The organism is Janthinobacterium sp. PSPC1-1, from assembly GCF_049897625.1.
Taxonomy (GTDB): domain Bacteria; phylum Pseudomonadota; class Gammaproteobacteria; order Burkholderiales; family Burkholderiaceae_D; genus Janthinobacterium; species Janthinobacterium tructae.
On the sequence record NZ_JAFCWP010000014.1, the window covers coordinates 44,556 to 60,741 of the forward strand.

13 protein-coding genes are annotated in these 16,186 nt (G+C 64.3%); 4 read left to right on the top strand and 9 right to left on the bottom strand.

Features of this window, described 5'->3' with window-relative positions; all coding sequences use genetic code 11:
• Positions 1 to 25: 25 nt before the first annotated feature.
• From ACP7EG_RS27250 to ACP7EG_RS27260, 3 genes are read left to right on the top strand one after another with little or no spacing between them, the layout of a single operon-like run.
• On the top strand, positions 26 to 619 hold the full coding sequence (locus tag ACP7EG_RS27250; protein ID WP_426090178.1) for a hypothetical protein: 594 nt from the start codon (positions 26 to 28) through the stop codon (positions 617 to 619).
• Positions 616 to 1,995 carry an AMP-binding protein gene (locus tag ACP7EG_RS27255; protein WP_426090179.1) on the top strand — a complete coding sequence of 460 codons (1,380 nt, stop codon included), beginning with the start codon at positions 616 to 618 and terminating at the stop codon, positions 1,993 to 1,995. Before ACP7EG_RS27250 ends, ACP7EG_RS27255 begins: the two co-directional genes overlap by 4 nt.
• Positions 1,992 to 3,032, top strand: a complete 1,041-nt coding sequence (locus tag ACP7EG_RS27260) for an AAA family ATPase (RefSeq protein WP_426090180.1) — start codon at positions 1,992 to 1,994, stop codon at positions 3,030 to 3,032. Before ACP7EG_RS27255 ends, ACP7EG_RS27260 begins: the two co-directional genes overlap by 4 nt.
• Positions 3,033 to 3,110: 78 nt before the next feature.
• Here ACP7EG_RS27260 and ACP7EG_RS27265 read toward each other — a convergent pair whose 3' ends face one another.
• Positions 3,111 to 3,668 carry a TetR/AcrR family transcriptional regulator gene (locus ACP7EG_RS27265; protein ID WP_426090181.1) on the bottom strand — a complete coding sequence of 186 codons (558 nt, stop codon included), beginning with the start codon at positions 3,666 to 3,668 and terminating at the stop codon, positions 3,111 to 3,113.
• 164 nt (positions 3,669 to 3,832) lie between these two features.
• Here ACP7EG_RS27265 and ACP7EG_RS27270 point away from each other — a divergent pair, with 164 nt between their 5' ends.
• A complete protein-coding gene (locus ACP7EG_RS27270) occupies positions 3,833 to 4,636 on the top strand; it encodes an SDR family NAD(P)-dependent oxidoreductase (RefSeq protein ID WP_426090182.1) in 804 nt (267 codons plus the stop codon).
• Positions 4,637 to 4,666: 30 nt separating this feature from the next.
• Here ACP7EG_RS27270 and ACP7EG_RS27275 read toward each other — a convergent pair whose 3' ends face one another.
• The 8 genes from ACP7EG_RS27275 to ACP7EG_RS27310 form a co-directional block, all read right to left on the bottom strand.
• A complete protein-coding gene (locus ACP7EG_RS27275) occupies positions 4,667 to 5,671 on the bottom strand; it encodes an AraC family transcriptional regulator (protein ID WP_426090183.1) in 1,005 nt (334 codons plus the stop codon).
• A 97-nt stretch (positions 5,672 to 5,768) separates the two neighbouring features.
• Positions 5,769 to 8,582 (bottom strand): FAD-binding and (Fe-S)-binding domain-containing protein, encoded by a 2,814-nt coding sequence (locus tag ACP7EG_RS27280; protein WP_426090184.1) that lies wholly within the window; start codon positions 8,580 to 8,582, stop codon positions 5,769 to 5,771.
• Positions 8,583 to 8,694: 112 nt separating this feature from the next.
• Positions 8,695 to 9,597: a methylglyoxal synthase gene (locus tag ACP7EG_RS27285; protein ID WP_426090185.1), complete on the bottom strand. Its 903-nt coding sequence runs from the start codon at positions 9,595 to 9,597 to the stop codon at positions 8,695 to 8,697.
• A 76-nt stretch (positions 9,598 to 9,673) separates the two neighbouring features.
• Positions 9,674 to 10,255 carry a DJ-1/PfpI family protein gene (locus ACP7EG_RS27290; protein WP_426090186.1) on the bottom strand — a complete coding sequence of 194 codons (582 nt, stop codon included), beginning with the start codon at positions 10,253 to 10,255 and terminating at the stop codon, positions 9,674 to 9,676.
• Between the two features lie 108 nt (positions 10,256 to 10,363).
• Positions 10,364 to 11,071 (bottom strand): MIP/aquaporin family protein, encoded by a 708-nt coding sequence (locus tag ACP7EG_RS27295; RefSeq protein ID WP_071078092.1) that lies wholly within the window; start codon positions 11,069 to 11,071, stop codon positions 10,364 to 10,366.
• Between the two features lie 42 nt (positions 11,072 to 11,113).
• On the bottom strand, positions 11,114 to 12,613 hold the full coding sequence (gene glpK, locus ACP7EG_RS27300) for a glycerol kinase GlpK (RefSeq protein WP_426090203.1): 1,500 nt from the start codon (positions 12,611 to 12,613) through the stop codon (positions 11,114 to 11,116).
• Positions 12,614 to 12,760: 147 nt separating this feature from the next.
• Complete coding sequence (gene glpD / locus ACP7EG_RS27305; protein WP_426090187.1) at positions 12,761 to 14,314, bottom strand: glycerol-3-phosphate dehydrogenase; 1,554 nt, start codon at positions 14,312 to 14,314, stop codon at positions 12,761 to 12,763.
• A 575-nt stretch (positions 14,315 to 14,889) separates the two neighbouring features.
• Positions 14,890 to 16,176, bottom strand: coding sequence for an O-acetylhomoserine aminocarboxypropyltransferase/cysteine synthase family protein (locus tag ACP7EG_RS27310; RefSeq protein ID WP_426090188.1), 1,287 nt, complete (start codon positions 16,174 to 16,176; stop codon positions 14,890 to 14,892).
• Positions 16,177 to 16,186: the final 10 nt, after the last annotated feature.

The following is a 16,186-nucleotide window of genomic DNA, read 5'->3' on the forward strand; positions in this document are numbered from 1 at the left end:
GCCGTTGGGTTGAGGTAATGACATCATGATGCAAATCGGTCCCCACCTCGAAATATTAACCCACCGCCTGGCCGACACCCCCGTCGAATTCCTCGCCGAGCCCCGCATCGCCGGCGTCGCCAATGCGCAGGCGGTGGCGGTTGCTGCACTGGTCAACGATATCCTGCTGCTGCATGGCGCGCGCGCGCCGGCCGCGTCCTTGCAGGGTTTCATAGGCGCGCAAGTGAAGGCGGACCGCAACCGCCTGGCGCTGGCCATGATCTTGTGCTGGCTGCTGGCCGACGACTGGTTCATCGGCCAGCAGTTGCCGCAGCCAGCCCTGCTGCAGGTGCTGGGGGAGGCGGCGCGCGAACTGGCCGCCAGTACGCCGGCCCACCAGTTTACGCAAGACCCCGAGCGGCGCGAGGAACTGGCGCGCATCGTGCTGGCGCGCCTGGGTTTTCGGCCCAGCGACGAAAGCGTGGCGCAGGCTACGGACAGGTTGTCTGCCATCAGCGGCACGGAGCGCCGCCGCCTGCTCGAAGCGAGCCGGCTAGCCGAGCAACGCGCGCGGGAAATCCGCGAGGCGCTGGCGAAAAAGGCGGCCGAGGAATCGGCCGACAAGTGGTCGCGCGAATGACGCTCGCTGGCAAACCTGACGTCAATCTGCCGGGCGGCGCCTGGGAATCGGACCGCGATTATTGTCCCACCCTGACGCCGGCGGGCGCGCGCATGCTGGAAAAACTGCGCAGCCATCCTTGCGCGCCCCAGTACCGCAACCGCAGCGGCAACAAGCTGCTGGCCGGGGAGGTTGAAGCGCTGCGCGCCTATGAGCAGGAAGTCATGCAGGCGGTAGTCGCTTGGAGCGCCGTCGCGCCGCCATCCTGGCTGCCCGATTTTCTCAAGGCGACTTATGCGACGGTGCCGTACTATCGCGCCTGCGGTTCGGCGCCTTCTCGCCTTGCGGACGTGGCGCCCATCAGCCGCGCCGAACTGGCGCACGATATCGCCGCCTTCGTGCCCGACGAGGCGGATCTGGCGCGCATGATCAACTTCCAGACGACGGGCACCACGGGCCACCCGCTGCTGATCGCCTCGCACCCGCTGGTGGCGGGGCGCTACCTGGCTTTCCACAAGCGCGCACTGCGCCGCTTCGGCGTCACCCTGCACCATGGCGCGGGCCAGGTGGGCGTCATGTTGCTGGGGCACCAGCGTCGCTGCTTCACCTATGTCTCCGTCACGCCCACGATGGACGAATCGGGCCTGGCGAAGATCAACCTGCATCCGGACGACTGGCGTCAACCTGAAGACCGTGCGCGCTACCTGGACGCCATGGCGCCCGAGCTGATCGCGGGCGACCCCATCTCGTTTGCCGCGCTGTTATCCCTGCCCATGACGCACAAGCCGGCCGCGCTGCTGTCGGTCTCGATGATGCTGTTGCCCGGCATGCGCACGCGCCTGGAGGCGGCGTTCGGCTGCCCCGTGCTCGACATCTATTCGCTCAATGAAGTGGGGCCGGTCGCCGTCTACGACGAGCGGGCGGGCGGCCACGTGCTGCTGCAGCACCGCTTGTACGTGGAAATCCTTGATAGTGCGGGCCAGCCCGTGCCGGATGGGGTACGCGGCGAAATCACGGTGACGGGCGGTTTTAACTTTTGCCTGCCCCTGGTACGCTACCGCACGGGCGATTACGCCTCGCTGGCGCATGGCCCGCACGGTCCCGTGCTGGTGGGCCTGGCGGGCCGCAGCCCCTTGCGTTATCGCACGGCGCAGGGGCAGTGGATCAACAATATCGACATCACGCACGCCTTGAAGCCGCTGGCCATCGCCTTGTTCGGCGTGCACCAGCATGGCGATGGCAGCGTCGCGCTGCGCCTGGCGCCGGGCGCCATGCCGCAAGCCGACCAGGCGCGCGCCTTGCTCGCGCCTTTTTTCGGCGCCGTCACGGTCGAGACCTTGCTGGCGGAAGACAAGATCATTCAATACACCTCGGATTTGCGGGAAGCAGTGGCATGAACCTTTATAAGCGCGGCCTCGTGGTGGGCAAATTCTGTCCGCTGCACCTGGGCCATGAATTATTGATACAGCGCGCCACGGACGGGTGCGAGGAGCTGCTGGTGGTCAGCTACACCAGGCCTGAATTTCCCGGCCTGGAACCGGCGCGTCGGGAAGCCTGGCTGCGCGCGCAGTTCCCGCAGGCGCACATCGTGGTACTGGACGATACCCGCCTGGCTGCCCTGTGCGCGGCGCGCGGTCTGCCTGCGCGTCCGCTGCCGCACAACGACGACGAGGGCGACGCGCATCGCCATTTCATGGGCTGGCTGTGCTGGACGGTGCTGGCGCTGCCCGTCGATGCGGTGTTCAGCAGCGAAGATTACGGCCCCGGCTTTGCGCAGGTGTTGGCGAGGCATTACGCGATGGGAGCGGTGGCGCATGTCAGCGTGGACCAGGCGAGAATGCTGGTGCCCGTGTCCGGAACGCGGGTAAGGCAAGACCCGCAGGCCCACAGCGCCTTCCTGTCGCCCGTCGTGCGCGCCGACTTTGTCACGCGGGTGTGCGTGCTGGGGGGCGAATCGAGCGGCAAGACGACACTGGCCGCCGCGCTGGCAGCGCATTTCGATACCGGCTGGGTGGCCGAGTATGGCCGCGAGCTGTGGGAAAGCCAGGATGGCATTTTGCACTACGACGATCTGCTGAACATCGGCAGGGAACAGTTGCGCCGCGAAGCGCAAGCCGCCATGGCCGCGCAGCGCTGGCTGTTTTGCGACACGTCGCCCCTGACCACCTATTTTTACTGTGTCGAGATGTTCGGCAGGGCCGAGCAGGAACTGGCGCAGCTGGCCGAACATCGTTACGACCTGGTGCTGCTGTGCGCGCCCGACTTCCCCTTCATCCAGGATGGCACGCGCCGCGACGGCGATTTCCGCGCGCGCCAGCATGCGTGGTACAGGGACGAGCTGGCGCGGCGGGGGATTGCGTATGTCGATGTGTCCGGCACGGTCGCAGACAGGGTCGGACAAGTCGCGCAGTGGCTCGTGCGTAGGTCGGATTAGGCCCGAAGGGCCGTAATCCGACATCACCACATACGTCAACAATGTTGTCGGATTACGCGGCTGCGCCGCTAATCTGACCTACGTCGTAAAAGCAGCGTTCACTGCTGTCAGGATCTCATCGGAAAACGCTTCATCGTCGACGGCGCGCGCCAGCGCCACGGCGCCCACCATGGCCGACAGCATGACGATGGCGTCCTGCCGTGGGTTGCGCTTTTTCTGCCACGGAAAATGCGTCGCCAGCTTGCCGATGATGGATTTCAGGTGGTAGGTAAAGGCGGGACGCACGGCCGGCTGCTTGCGCGCGTCGCCGGCCAGGGCCGCCAGCAGGCAGCCATTGCCCGGCGCATCGCGGTGGGCCGCGCTCACATAGTCGCGCACATACTGGCGCATGGATTCCGGGCTGAGGGTTGCCGCATCGAGCGCCGCGCGCGAGTGTTCCGAGCCGTGCAGGGTGCTTTCGGCCATCAGCGCTTCCTTCGAGGCGAAGTGGTTGTAGAAGGGACCATGCGTCAGCCCCGTCGCCTGCATGATCTGTCCCACGCTGACGCCGTCAAAGCCTTGCTCACGGAATAGCCGCGCCGCTTCCCGCAGGATGCGCTGGTGTTTTTCTGCCGTCTCGGCCGCTGGGTATCGCATGGTGTTCTCCGCTCATTGCACTTTTCTGTTGACATCATACATGACGTACGTCATGCTTGCGACATTAAACATGATGACCATCATGTTTAATGTCGCATCGAAGCATGATCAGCATCATGCTTGCGGTCCCTGCATTTCAATTTGAAAATCCTAAAGGAATCATCATGAGTACAAGCACTATCCAAGGCACGGCCCTCGTCACTGGCGCATCGTCTGGCCTGGGCGCCGTGTATGCGGACCGCCTTGCCAGCCGTGGCTTTGATCTGATCCTGGTGGCGCGCCGCGTCGAGCGCCTGGGCGTGCTGGCCAAGTCGCTGGCGGAAAAGTATGGCGTGGCCGTGCGCGCCATGGCGGCCGACCTGTCTGCGCCGGCCGACCTGCAGCGCGTGGCCGATGAACTGGCCGGCAACCCGGCCATCACCATGCTGGTCAATAACGCGGGCGCGTCGACCCTGGCGCCCGTCGTCGATACGCCCAGGGCGGGCATCGCCAGCATGGACAAGGTGAATGTGACGGCGCTGGCCCAGCTGACCTACGCCGTGCTGCCGCAATTCAAGCAGCGCAACCGCGGCACCATCATCAACATCGGTTCCGTGCTGTCCTTCCACATCCTGCCGGTCAGCACGATCTACAGCGCCACCAAGGGCTATGTGATGAATTTCACGCGGGGCTTGCAGCAGGAACTGGCCGGCACGGGCATCACGGTGCAACTGGTGCTGCCCGCATCGACGGCGACGGAAATCTGGGAACTGAGCGGCGTGCCGCTGGCGCAGCTGGACCAGGCCACCATCATGCGCGCGGAAGACTGCGTCGATGCGGCCCTGGCGGGCCTGGACCAGGGCGAGTTGGTGACCTTGCCTTCCGTCGAAGACCAGGAGCTGTGGGAGCGCTTCGACGCGGCCCGCCTCGCGCTGTTCGCGGGCGCGATGCACGGCAAGCCGGCATCGCGCTACGGCCTCAGTGGCTGACAGGAGGGCTGACAGCACCACGCGCAGAAGCTACAGCGGCCGCACGGGAATGCAGATCTCGCAAGAGAATTCGCCGGTGGCCGGGTCCATTGCCGTGGCGGCGGAAAAGCGCTCGAAGCAGGGGCGCTCGTCCCACTGCAGGCCGCTGGCCGGCAGCCATTCGCGCGTCATGCGCGTCCACGTCTCGGCGATGGCGCTGGACGGTCCCTTGAACTGCGCTACCGCATAGCGCCCGCCGGGCAGGGTGGTGATGCTGGTCCGGCCGGCTGCCTGGAAGCCATCTGGCAAGGCGACGCAGGCGTCGTAGCGGCATTTGTCCGGTGGCGTGATGCTGGGATCGTCATGGCCGATGCCGTAGCAGGTGGCGTCGCCCAGGCCGTGCGACTGCATCCATGGTGCGACGGTGTCGCGCCAGAAGGCGCTGATGGCGGGGCCGTAGGGGCCGATATGGCGCTGGCACGCCACGCTGGCGGGCGGCAGATCGAGGATGGTAACTTGCATGGGACGCTCTCTATGAAATGGATTGGAGTGCCCATGGTGCTGGAAGTTCGGCGCGTTTTCCTGATCCGCATTGCGCATGGCCTGATCCGGATTGCTATCTTGCCGGCGCTGGCGCATGGCCGTGAGCATGGACGCGTTTTTCGCGGCAACGCCGGCGCGCCAGGCTGTTGGCGTACAGCCGAATTTCAGTTTGAAGGCGCGCGCAAACGCTTCGCCGGAACCGAAGCCCGTCGCCAGGGCAATGTCCAGTATCGCTTCGTCGGCGCGGCAGGCCAGCCGCAAGGCGGCCGTTTCCAGGCGCCGGCGGCGCGCATAGTCGCCCAGCGTTTCGCCCATCCAGGCGGCGAACACGCGGTGAAAGTGGAAGCGCGAAAAATGCGCGACGTCGGCCAGCTGCGCCAGGTCCAGCGGCGTGTCGAGGTGGCGGTCGATATGATCGAGCACGGCATTCATGCGCCGCGCATATTCGGCGCGGAACTGGCCACGGAACTGGCAAGATACCGGCTGCTCAGGGGGAGTAGGAGGAGAAGACATGCCGCCGATTATGGCATGAAGACCCCTCCGTGCGGTTTGAAATAGGGCCTCATGCCGCGTTCAAGGCCGGTTCAAGTTCGTTGCGCCAGTCGTCGATTTATGCCGGCAGTGATACATAGCCCGCTGGACGGCTGCACAGTTCCAATAGCCAGGCGATCGAGCGATACGGGCGGCCCGTTTCGGACGAGAGCCCGATCTCGCAAGTGCGGTTGGTCGATACGCCGCAGCCGCAGCCGGTGGGCAGCTCGGCCTCGATCTTGCGCAGCGCATGGCGGTTCAGTTCAGGTGCCGCGAAGCCCAGGTCGCCGCCGAAACCGCAGCAGCCCGCGCTGGCCGGCTGCACGATCTGTTCGGCACAGGCGCTCATCACGGCCCGCAGTTTTTTGTCTGAACCGCTTTTTTGAACCGAGCAATTGATATGCAAGGCAATCGGGCCAGCTTGTTTGACCAGGCTGAGCTTGGGCAGCAAGGCGTCATGCGCAAATTCATGGAAATCGGACACGCTCAGACGGCCGGCCATGTGCTGTTGCAGGCGCAGGGTGCAGGCGCTGGCATCGGTGACGATGCGATAGCGCCCGTTCTCGGAGGCTTCGGCCAGCGCCGCTTCCAGCCGCCTGGCGCTGGCATCGGCTTGTTCCGTCATGCCCTTGCTGGCCAACATCTGGCCGCAGCACAGTTGTTCGACACCGCGCGGTAGCCGTGGCGCGTAGCCGGCGCGCTGAAGCAGTGTCTGGATCACGTCGGGCAATGGCGTTTCGCCGTCCTGATCCGGTCCAAAGATGCGGCTGGCGCAACTGGGAAAATATACCACCGGTTCGCCGGGGCCGGGAGCCTGTGGCGTGACTTTGGCGGCGGCGCGCGGCATGCTGCGGCGCCAGGCGCCGCCCGACACCGTGGCCAGCGTCCGTTCGCCGACGATACTGGCGGCGCCATGCCCAAGCCGCAATCCCAGACGCGCGAGCAGGGCGACGGCGCCGAAATGGTTGCCGCTCCAGCGCCCGATACGGCGCGCCGCATCGCTGTGCCGGCGGCCGCGCAAATCGCGCACCAGGGCGCCGGTATCGATGCCGACCGGGCAGGCGCTGGCGCACAGGCTGCAACCGGCGCAGGTGCCCAGTCCCATATACACGTAGTCCTCGGCCAGTTTGCCGGGCGCCTCGCCGGCCAGTTCACGCCGCGACATTTCGCGCCAGGCGATGATGCGCTGGCGCGGCGACAGCGTGAGCTGGTGCGAGGGGCACTTCGGCTCGCAAAAGCCGCACTCTATGCATTTGTCGACCAATGCGGACGCGGTCGGCAGGGGCTTGAGATGCTCCAGATGGGCTGTGGGATTGTCGTTGAGGATGACGCCGGGATTGAGCAAGCCGGCCGGGTCGAAGCTTTGCTTGATGCGGTACATCAGGGCGGTCGCCTCGCGGCCCCATTCCAGCTCGACGAAAGGCGCCATATTGCGTCCGGTGCCATGTTCGGCCTTCAGCGAGCCCTGGTACTTGTTCACCACCAGGTCGCACAGTGCCTCCATCAGGCGGCGGTAGCGCTGCACTTCCTGCGCCTGGCCGAAATCCTGCGTGAACACGAAGTGCAGATTGCCCTCGAGCGCATGGCCGAAAATGACCGCCTCGTGGTATTCGTACTGGCGCAACAAGGCTTGCAAATCGAGCGTCGCGGCGGCCAGCGAATCGAGCGGGAAGGCGACATCTTCGATGATGACGGTGGTGCCAGTCGCGCGCATCGCCCCGACGCTGGGGAAGATGCCCTTGCGTACGTTCCAGTAGATCTCGCATTGCGCCGGGTCGCTCGAAAAGCGCGCCGGTGCTATCGTGTCAAACGCTTGCAGCGCCGCCAGCGCCGCCGCGACGTCACGTTCCAGGGCCGCTTCGTCGCCACCGCGTACCTCGATCAGCAGGGCGGCCGCGCCGGCGTCCAGTTGCCGCAGCATCGGCGGCAGGCCGGCCTTGTTCTCGACCGAGCGCAGCGCGGCGCGGTCGAGCAACTCCACCGCCGACACGGCCAGTGGCTTGAGCGCCAGCACGGCGGCGCAGGCGCCGGCGATGTCGGCGAAAAAAACCAGCGCGCTGGCCTTGTGCCGGTGTTCCGGCACGGTGTCGTAGGTGATGCTGGAAATGAAGCCGAGCGTGCCTTCCGAGCCTATCATCAGATGGCACAGGATGTCGATCGGATCGTCAAAATCGACCAGCGCGTTCAGGCTGTATCCGGTCGTGTTCTTGATCTTGTACTTGCGCCGGATCAGGGCCGCCAGCGCCAGGTTCGCGCGCGTTTCCCGGCCCAGTTGCGCCAGCGTCGACAGCAGTGCGCCGTGACTGCGTTGAAAGGCGGCGACGCTGAGCGGGTCGGCGCTGTCGAGCAGGGCGCCATCGGCCAGCATCACGCGCATCGCACGCAGGGTGCGGTAACTGTTTTGCGAGGTGCCGCAGCACATGCCCGAGGCATTGTTGGCGGCGATGCCGCCGATCTTGCAGGTGGCGATCGAGGCCGGATCGGGACCGATCTTGCGGCCCAGCGGCGCCAGGCGGCGATTCACCTCGGCGCCTATCATGCCCGGCCCCAGTCGCACGCTCAGCGCGTCGTCGTCCAGCGCATAGGTGGCGAAGCCGTCGCCCAGCAATACCAGCATGCCGTCGGTCACGGCTTGCCCGGACAGGCTGGTGCCGGCGGCGCGGAAGGTCAGGTGCATCTGATGCTGGCGCGCCACCTGCAGCACATGCGCCACGTCGGCCTCGTCTTCCACCACCACGACCACCTGGGGCAGCATGCGGTAGAAACTGGCGTCGCTGCCCCAGCTCAGGCGGCGCAGTTCATCGGTGATGACGCGCGCGTCCGGCAGGCGTGCGCGCAGCGCCGCGATCAAGGCCGGGTTCGGGGTAGTGGATGCGGTGTTCGATCGGTTCATGCTGGCGTACTCCTGTTTATTATCTTCGGCAAGACAGAAGCCACTACCATCATGGCCTTGCCATGCTCATTGTTATCGCTGACATGCCAACGCTTCAGTCACGCAAGGGCGTTCAGGCCACCCGCTTGCAGCGCAGGGCCAGCAAATTGAGCCAGCGTTCCACGCCTTTCACATCGCTGCTGCACGATGCATAGTCGGTGACGGTGCGCGCCGCGCGCTCAAGCAGTTGAATGTCCGCCTCGTGCTGGCGCGCCACATGCGGGTCTTCGAGAAACAGCACGCGGCGGCATTGGCGGTTCAGGATCAGTTCGGCAATTTGCGCATCGCCGCCCAGGGGACCGCTGCGGAAAGGTCGCACCCAGTTGCGGCCGGCCACTTCTCCCTTGATCTTTTGCGCCAGCTGATTGAGCAAGCCGCCTGTGGTGCCCGTGGCGCAGCGCATCGCGAAGCTGTCCAGCAATGCGAAATGCCGCTCCGCCAAGGCCAGCATGCAGCCTTTCATCGCGTCGTGCGCAATCAGGGCGATGCTTTCATTGGCCAGGTCAAAGGTGGAATCGAGCGTCGCATCGGGCGCCGCGCCAACGGCCACCGCTTCCAGTTCGAGCCACTCCCTGGCGCCGGCGAGGGTCGACAGGAATGGTTTGCCATGGATGACGCATTGACGTTTCAAGGCCAGCGCTTCGGGAAAATTGGACGACGGGTCCAGCGGGTCCATCAGGTAAATCACCGCGTCCAGCGCCTTGGCCGGATCGCTCTCGACGACGCGCGACACGAGCATCATCAGACCGCCTTCGCGGCCATAAGGAAAGCGCTCGATCGATGGGTAGTGCGGCAGCAAACCGTGGCTCAGGATGGCGTCGAGGGTTCTGCCCACGACGACGAATTGCGGCTGGAGGTGGTTTTCGATCGCCGCCTGCCCACCCTGGAGCAGGCGCACCAGGGCCGAGTCGGCGGCATCCTGATGCGCCCGGTTTGCGGCCAGACCGATTCTGTAACGGGGAGAATGCAAGGGCATGATGGTTCGGCTTTCAAGGCGGCGCTGCGGGTGGCCTCGCGTCCGGAAAGGGCGCGAGGCCAATCTGTGTCACAGATCAGAGCGTGATTGCTGTTCCCAGTTGCTGGAGAAATTGCGCCAGCCATTGTGGATGCGCGGGCCATGCCGGCGCCGTGACGAAAGCGCCATCGGTGACTGCCTGGTCCACTGCAATGTCCGCATAATCGCCACCGGCCAGACGCACTTCCGGTGCGCACGCGGGATACGCCGCAATGCGTTTTCCGCGGATGACATCGGCGGCGACCAGCACTTGCGCGCCATGACAGATGGCCGCGATCGGTTTGTCGGCCGCCGCGAATTGGCGCACGATCTCGATTACGCGCGGGTTCAGGCGCAGATATTCCGGCGCGCGACCGCCCGTGATCATCAGGGCGTCGTAGTTGCACACCTCGACTTCGTCGAAGCTGGCATTGAGCACAAACAGATGCCCCGGCTTCTCGGTATAGGTCTGGTCGCCCTCGAAGTCGTGAATCGCGGTCTTGATCTTCTCGCCGCTCTTCTTGCCCGGGCAGACGGCATGCACCGTGTGACCGACCATCTGCAATGCCTGGAACGGCACCATCATTTCATAATCTTCCGCAAAATCGCCGGTCAAAAACAAGATTTTTTTCGCTGCCATGTGTGTCTCCTGGTGAAAGTGCCTGCTCCACGCCGCGCCGGCCGTGCGTTGTCATCCGTCCTGCATGGCAAGACGGTCCTGTACGGCAGACGCGGGGGAGTAGTGGAATTAAGATTTATAGTTGTACAGCAGTGCCGCCAGGACGGCGCCCAGCAGCGGGCCGACGACCGGCACCCAGGCATAGCGCCAATCGCTGTCGCGCTTGCCCGGGATGGGCAGGATCGCGTGCATGATGCGGGGACCGAAGTCGCGCGCCGGGCTCATCGCGTAACCCGTGGTGCCGCCGAGCGACACGCCGATGCCCAGCACCAGCAGGGCGACCGGCAAGGCACTCATGGCGCCCAGTCCGAAGCTCGGCGCCGCCATGTTCAACACGGCAAACACGAGAACGAAGGTGGCGATCATTTCGGAAGCGAGGCTGCCGAAGGTGCCACGGATCGCCGGGCCGGTGCAAAACACCGCCAGTTTGGTGTCGCCATCGGGGGTGGCCTCGAAGTGCTTGTAGTAGATGACCCATACCAGAAACGCCCCCATCATGCCACCGAGCATCTGCATGGCGACATAGGCGGGGACATTTGCCCAGGGAAATTTCCCGACCACCGCCAGCGCCACGGTCACCACCGGATTGAGGTGGCCGCCGCTGGCGGTGGCGGTGCACAGCACGGCGACAAAGACCGCCATCGCCCAGCCGATGGCGATCACGACCAGGCCGCTGTTGTGGCCCTTGGTTTTTTGCAGGATGACGTTGGCGACCACGCCATTGCCCAGCAGGACGAGCAAGGTGGTGCCGATGAATTCGGCGAATAAAGGATGCATGTGAGACTTCCAGTGAGGTGGCAGGGATGGGCGCTTGGTCGATCAGACCGCATCGGCCCAGGCTTTGCTGGCGTTGACCGCACGCTGCCATCCCTGTATGTGGCTCTTCACTGTGTCCGCGTCGAGCGCCGGCGTGAAACGGCGGTCCAGTTTCCATTGGTCCTGTATGTCGCTGACATCCTTCCAGTAGCCGACCGCCAGGCCGGCCAGATACGCCGCGCCCAGGGCCGTCGTTTCGGTGATTTGCGGGCGCACCACGTCCACGCCGAGCAGGTCCGATTGGAATTGCATCAACAAATCGTTGGCCACCGCGCCGCCGTCGACGCGCAATTCGGTGATCTTGCCGCCCAAATCGGCTTCCATGGCCTTCAATACGTCCAGCGACTGGTAGGCGATGCTGTCGAGCGCAGCGCGCGCGATGTGGGCCGAGGTGGTGCCGCGCGTCACGCCGAACAGCGTGCCGCGGGCGCGCGGATTCCAATGCGGTGCGCCGAGTCCGGCGAAGGCCGGCACCAGATAGACGCCGTCGCCATGCGGCACCGAGCGTGCCAGCTCCTCGATTTCAGAGGCGCTCTTGATGATGCCGAGCCCGTCGCGCAGCCATTGCACGACCGCGCCGCCGATGAAAATGCTGCCTTCGAGCGCGTAGTTGACTTGCTCGCCGATCTGCCACGCGATCGTGGTGACGAGATTGTTCTTCGACTCAATCGGTTTGTCGCCCGTGTTCATCACCAGGAAGCAACCTGTGCCGTAGGTGTTCTTGACCATGCCTGGCTTGGTGCACATCTGGCCGAACAGCGCCGCGTGCTGGTCGCCGGCGATACCGGCCAGCGGCACGGCGGAGGCGAACAAGGTGGTTTTGGTGGTGCCGTAGACAGCCGAAGAAGGATGCACTTCCGGCAGCATGCTGCGCGGGATATCCATCATGTCCAGCAACTCGTCGTCCCATTTCAGCGTGTGGATGTTGAACAGCATGGTGCGCGAGGCGTTGGTGACATCGGTGACGTGCAGTCCTTGCTGCGAGAGATTCCAGACCAGCCAGCTGTCGACAGTGCCGAAGGCGAGCTTGCCCTGGTTGGCGCGTTCGCGCGCCCCTGGAACATTGTCGAGTATCCAGCGGATCTTGGTTGCAGAGAAATACGAATCGATCGGCAAACCGGTTTTTTCCCGCACGATGGCTTCGAGGCCGCGGCCTTTCAGTTCATCGCAGAAATCGGCCGTGCGGCGGTCTTGCCAGACGATGGCGTTGTACACCGGGCGGCCCGTCTCGCGGTCCCAGACGATGGTCGTTTCGCGCTGGTTGGTGATGCCGATGGCGGCGATCGATGCGCCATTCAGTCCGGCGTGCGTGACGGCTTCGGCGGCAACGCCGGCTTGCGTCGACCAGATATCCTGCGGGTCATGTTCGACCCAACCCGGCTGCGGATATATTTGCGGGAATTCCTTTTGTGCTACCGAGACGATGTTGCCGGCCCGATCAAACAATACTGCGCGTGAGCTTGTCGTTCCCTGATCGAGCGCAAGAATGTATTGGTCCTTCATCGCCATTTTTTGCATGTCTTCTTCTCCGTCTATAGTTGATTTTTTTTGCCGGTCTTTGCCGCGCCGGTCACTCGGTAAAACTGTCATCCCGTGTCCAAGGAGATGGCCCAGGCAAGGCAAAGCTGCCTGGCACTCAGGCTTGTTTTTTCAAGCGCTCATCTCAGGCATCGACATCTGTTTGATCCATTCCTCCAGACGCGCCACATGCCGCGGCTGGCAGTACAAGCCGCATTTGGTTCTGCGCCAAAGGATGTCTTCGGCACAGCGCGCCCATTCCACCTCAAACAGATAGCGCGCTTCCTGTTCGTACACGCCGGGCGTCAGTTCCTCGCCCAGATCCGTCATATTCTTTGCCGTGCCGAGCATGCGCCTCGCGCGGGTGCCGTAACAGCGCGCATAACGTTGCGCCAGCTTGCCCGGCAGCCATGGGTACTGGGCGTGCAGTTGTTGTGCAAAGCGCTCGAAATCGATGTTCTCAACCAGCGCACCCGCTTGCTGCAAGTCGCCGCCCGGCAAGGGTGCCGAGGCGGTCCAGTCCGGCGCATCGCCGCCCAGGCGCGGCTGCAGCATGGCCAGCGCTTCTTCCGACAGTTTCCGGTAGGTGGTGATCTTGCCGCCCCAGATATTGAGGAAGGGGGCGGTGTTCGGGTCGCATTCGAGCAGGTAGTCGCGCGTCACCGCCGAGGCGTTTTGCGCGCTGTCGTCGAGCAGCGGTCGCACTCCCGAATAGGTCCAGACCACGTCGCTCGGTGCAATCTGTTTGGTGAAGTAACGGTTGGCCACCTCGCACAGGTAGCTCACTTCGCCGTCGCTGATCGTCACCTTGCCGGGCGCGCCGGTATATTCCAGGTCGGTGGTGCCGATCAGGGTGAACTCGTCCTGATAGGGAATGGCGAAGATGATGCGTTTGTCCTGGTTCTGGAAAATATAGGCGTAAGGATGATCGAACAGGCGCGGCACGATGATGTGGCTGCCCTTGATCAGCCGCAGGCCATGCGTATTGCTCACGCCCGAGGCGGCGTTGGCGAATTGCGCGGTCCAGGGGCCGGCGGCGTTGACGATGGCGCGCGCCGTCACCTCGATGCGGCCATGCTGCTCGCTCTCCAGCGTGGCGTGCCAGCCCTGGCCTTCCTGGCGCACCGCCGCGCAGCGGGTGCGGGTCAGGATGTTGGCGCCGCGTTCGCTGGCGTCCAGCGCATTGAGCACCACCAGGCGCGCATCGTCCACCCAGCCGTCGGAGTAGACGAAGCCCTTGCCGAAATCGCCTTTCAGCGGGCCGCCCGCCACGTGCCGGCGCAGCGACACGCCTTGCGAGGCCGGCAGGAAAGCGCGTCGCGCCAGATGGTCATACAGGAACAGTCCGGCACGGATCATCCAGGCCGGCCGTTGTCCGGCGTCGTGCGGCATGACGAAGCGCAGCGGCCACATGATGTGCGGTGCCGTGCGCAACAGCAATTCGCGTTCCTGCAAGGCCTTGCGCACCAGCTTGAATTCGTAATACTCAAGGTAACGCAGGCCGCCGTGTATCAGTTTGGTGCTGGCCGAGGACGTGTGCTGGGCCAGATCGTGCTGCTCGCACAGGATGACGCGCAAACCGCGGCCGGCCGCATCGCGCGCGATACCGACGCCGTTGATGCCGCCGCCGACGATTAAAAGATCACAGTCCTGTTGCGCTAGCTGCTTGATTGTCGATTGCATCATGATCCTGAAGGTGGTGATAGGCCGCTATGGGCTATAAAAAGTGCATGGTTTCAGGTGTTTCTCATCCCGCCACGCAGTCGCTGCCATGCGCCTGCCTGCCACTGCCGTGGGCACATCCGGGCGTTCATGCGAACAGGAAGAGAACTGCGCTGAAGTGAAGAATAACGCGCTTTTTTTTGTTTATTCTACGCACGTTCGAAAATTTAACAACATCTAATTCTTCTTTTTTGTTCGTTTCGATTCGTTTTCGCAACACGAGCATATCAAGCATGAGCGGCGGCGCATAGGCCAGCTGCCCGCCACATGCCTGGAGCACGGGCGTTCGCCGATCATCAAACCCGGCAGGAACAGCGCAGCAGTCGCCATGGCATAGGCGTGATACCAGGGGATGGGGGGCGATAAGGAGGTTCAGGGCTGGACCTGGGGGCGATCCAGTGCAACCATGGAGACGATGACAGAAGTGTCGCTGGCGCTCTGCGTGAACGCCGGCTTGGCTTTACGGCATGTAAGCGCCTGTCCCGGCAGGGTCTGCATGCACGTGCCGGAACAGGCTTTCAGCCTGCTTTCAAGCGGACTCAGGCGGCGTTCAACGCCTGCTCCAGGTCTTCGCGCAAGTCGTCGATATGCTCGATGCCGACCGACAGGCGCAGCATGTCTTCGGACACGCCGGCCTTGGCCAGTTCCGCCGGATTGAGCTGGCGATGCGTGGTGGACGCCGGGTGGGTGGCCAGCGACTTGGCGTCGCCGATATTGACCAGGCGCGTGAACAGCTGCAGGGCGTCGAGCACGCGGGCGCCGGCCGCGCGCGGATCTTCTCCGCTGGCCAGTTTCAGGCCGAACGACAAAATGCCCGAGGCGCGGCCGTTCATGTATTTTTTCACCAGCGCGTGGTCCGGGTGGTCTTCCAGGCCCGCGTAATTGACCCACGCGACTTTCGGATGGTTTTTCAGGTGTTTGGCCAGGTCCAGCGTGTTGTCGCAGATGCGGTCCATGCGCAAGGCCAGTGTCTCGATGCCCTGGATCAGCTGGAAGGCGGAGAGTGGCGAGATGGCCGCGCCCATGTTGCGCAGCGGGACGACGCGCGCGCGGCCGATGAAGGCGGCGGGGCCGAACGCTTCCGTGTAGACCACGCCGTGATACGACACGTCAGGTTCGTTCAGGCGCTTGAAGCGCTCCTTGTGTTCGGCCCATGGAAACTTGCCGCTGTCGACGATGGCGCCGCCCACGGTGGTGCCGTGGCCGCCCAGGTATTTGGTCAGCGAATGGACGACGATGTCGGCGCCATGTTCGATGGGGCGGAACAGATAGGGGCTGGGTACCGTGTTATCGACGATCAGCGGGATGCCGTGCGCATGCGCGATTTCGGCCAGTTTGGCTACATCGGTGACATTGCCCAGCGGGTTGCCGATCGATTCGCAGAAGATGGCCTTGGTGCGCGCATCGATCAGCGCGGCGAAGGTCTCGGGCTGGCGCGCGTCGGCGAAGCGCACTTCGATGCCGATCTGCGGCAGGGTGTGGGCAAACAGGTTGTAGGTGCCGCCATACAGCTGGCTGGCGGAGATGAAATTGTCGCCCGCTTCGGCGATGGTCTGGATCGCGTAGGTAATGGCCGCCATGCCCGACGCCACGGCCAGCGCGGCCACGCCGCCTTCCAGCGCCGCGACGCGCTTTTCCAGCACGTCCTGCGTGGGGTTCATGATGCGCGTGTAGATATTGCCGGCGACTTTCAGGTCGAACAGGTCGGCGCCATGCTGGGCATTGTCGAAGGCGTAGGCCACCGTCTGGTAGATGGGGACGGCGGCGGCCTTGGTGGTCGGGTCGGGTGTGTAGCCGGCATGCACGGCCAGGGTTTCGATTCTCATGTGGTCTCCG

What these genes read in the sequence shown, in the direction of transcription:
- ACP7EG_RS27275 (WP_426090183.1), bottom strand. Translation starts at nt 5,671, where the DNA reads ATGTCTTCTCCTCCTACTCCCCCTGAGCAGCCGGTATCTTGCCAGTTC.
- ACP7EG_RS27280 (WP_426090184.1), bottom strand. Translation starts at nt 8,582, where the DNA reads ATGAACCGATCGAACACCGCATCCACTACCCCGAACCCGGCCTTGATC.
- glpD (WP_426090187.1), bottom strand. Translation starts at nt 14,314, where the DNA reads ATGATGCAATCGACAATCAAGCAGCTAGCGCAACAGGACTGTGATCTT.
- ACP7EG_RS27285 (WP_426090185.1), bottom strand. Translation starts at nt 9,597, where the DNA reads ATGCCCTTGCATTCTCCCCGTTACAGAATCGGTCTGGCCGCAAACCGG.
- ACP7EG_RS27265 (WP_426090181.1), bottom strand. Translation starts at nt 3,668, where the DNA reads ATGCGATACCCAGCGGCCGAGACGGCAGAAAAACACCAGCGCATCCTG.
- ACP7EG_RS27270 (WP_426090182.1), top strand. Translation starts at nt 3,833, where the DNA reads ATGAGTACAAGCACTATCCAAGGCACGGCCCTCGTCACTGGCGCATCG.
- ACP7EG_RS27290 (WP_426090186.1), bottom strand. Translation starts at nt 10,255, where the DNA reads ATGGCAGCGAAAAAAATCTTGTTTTTGACCGGCGATTTTGCGGAAGAT.
- glpK (WP_426090203.1), bottom strand. Translation starts at nt 12,613, where the DNA reads ATGAAGGACCAATACATTCTTGCGCTCGATCAGGGAACGACAAGCTCA.
- ACP7EG_RS27310 (WP_426090188.1), bottom strand. Translation starts at nt 16,176, where the DNA reads ATGAGAATCGAAACCCTGGCCGTGCATGCCGGCTACACACCCGACCCG.
- ACP7EG_RS27250 (WP_426090178.1), top strand. Translation starts at nt 26, where the DNA reads ATGATGCAAATCGGTCCCCACCTCGAAATATTAACCCACCGCCTGGCC.
- ACP7EG_RS27255 (WP_426090179.1), top strand. Translation starts at nt 616, where the DNA reads ATGACGCTCGCTGGCAAACCTGACGTCAATCTGCCGGGCGGCGCCTGG.
- ACP7EG_RS27295 (WP_071078092.1), bottom strand. Translation starts at nt 11,071, where the DNA reads ATGCATCCTTTATTCGCCGAATTCATCGGCACCACCTTGCTCGTCCTG.
- ACP7EG_RS27260 (WP_426090180.1), top strand. Translation starts at nt 1,992, where the DNA reads ATGAACCTTTATAAGCGCGGCCTCGTGGTGGGCAAATTCTGTCCGCTG.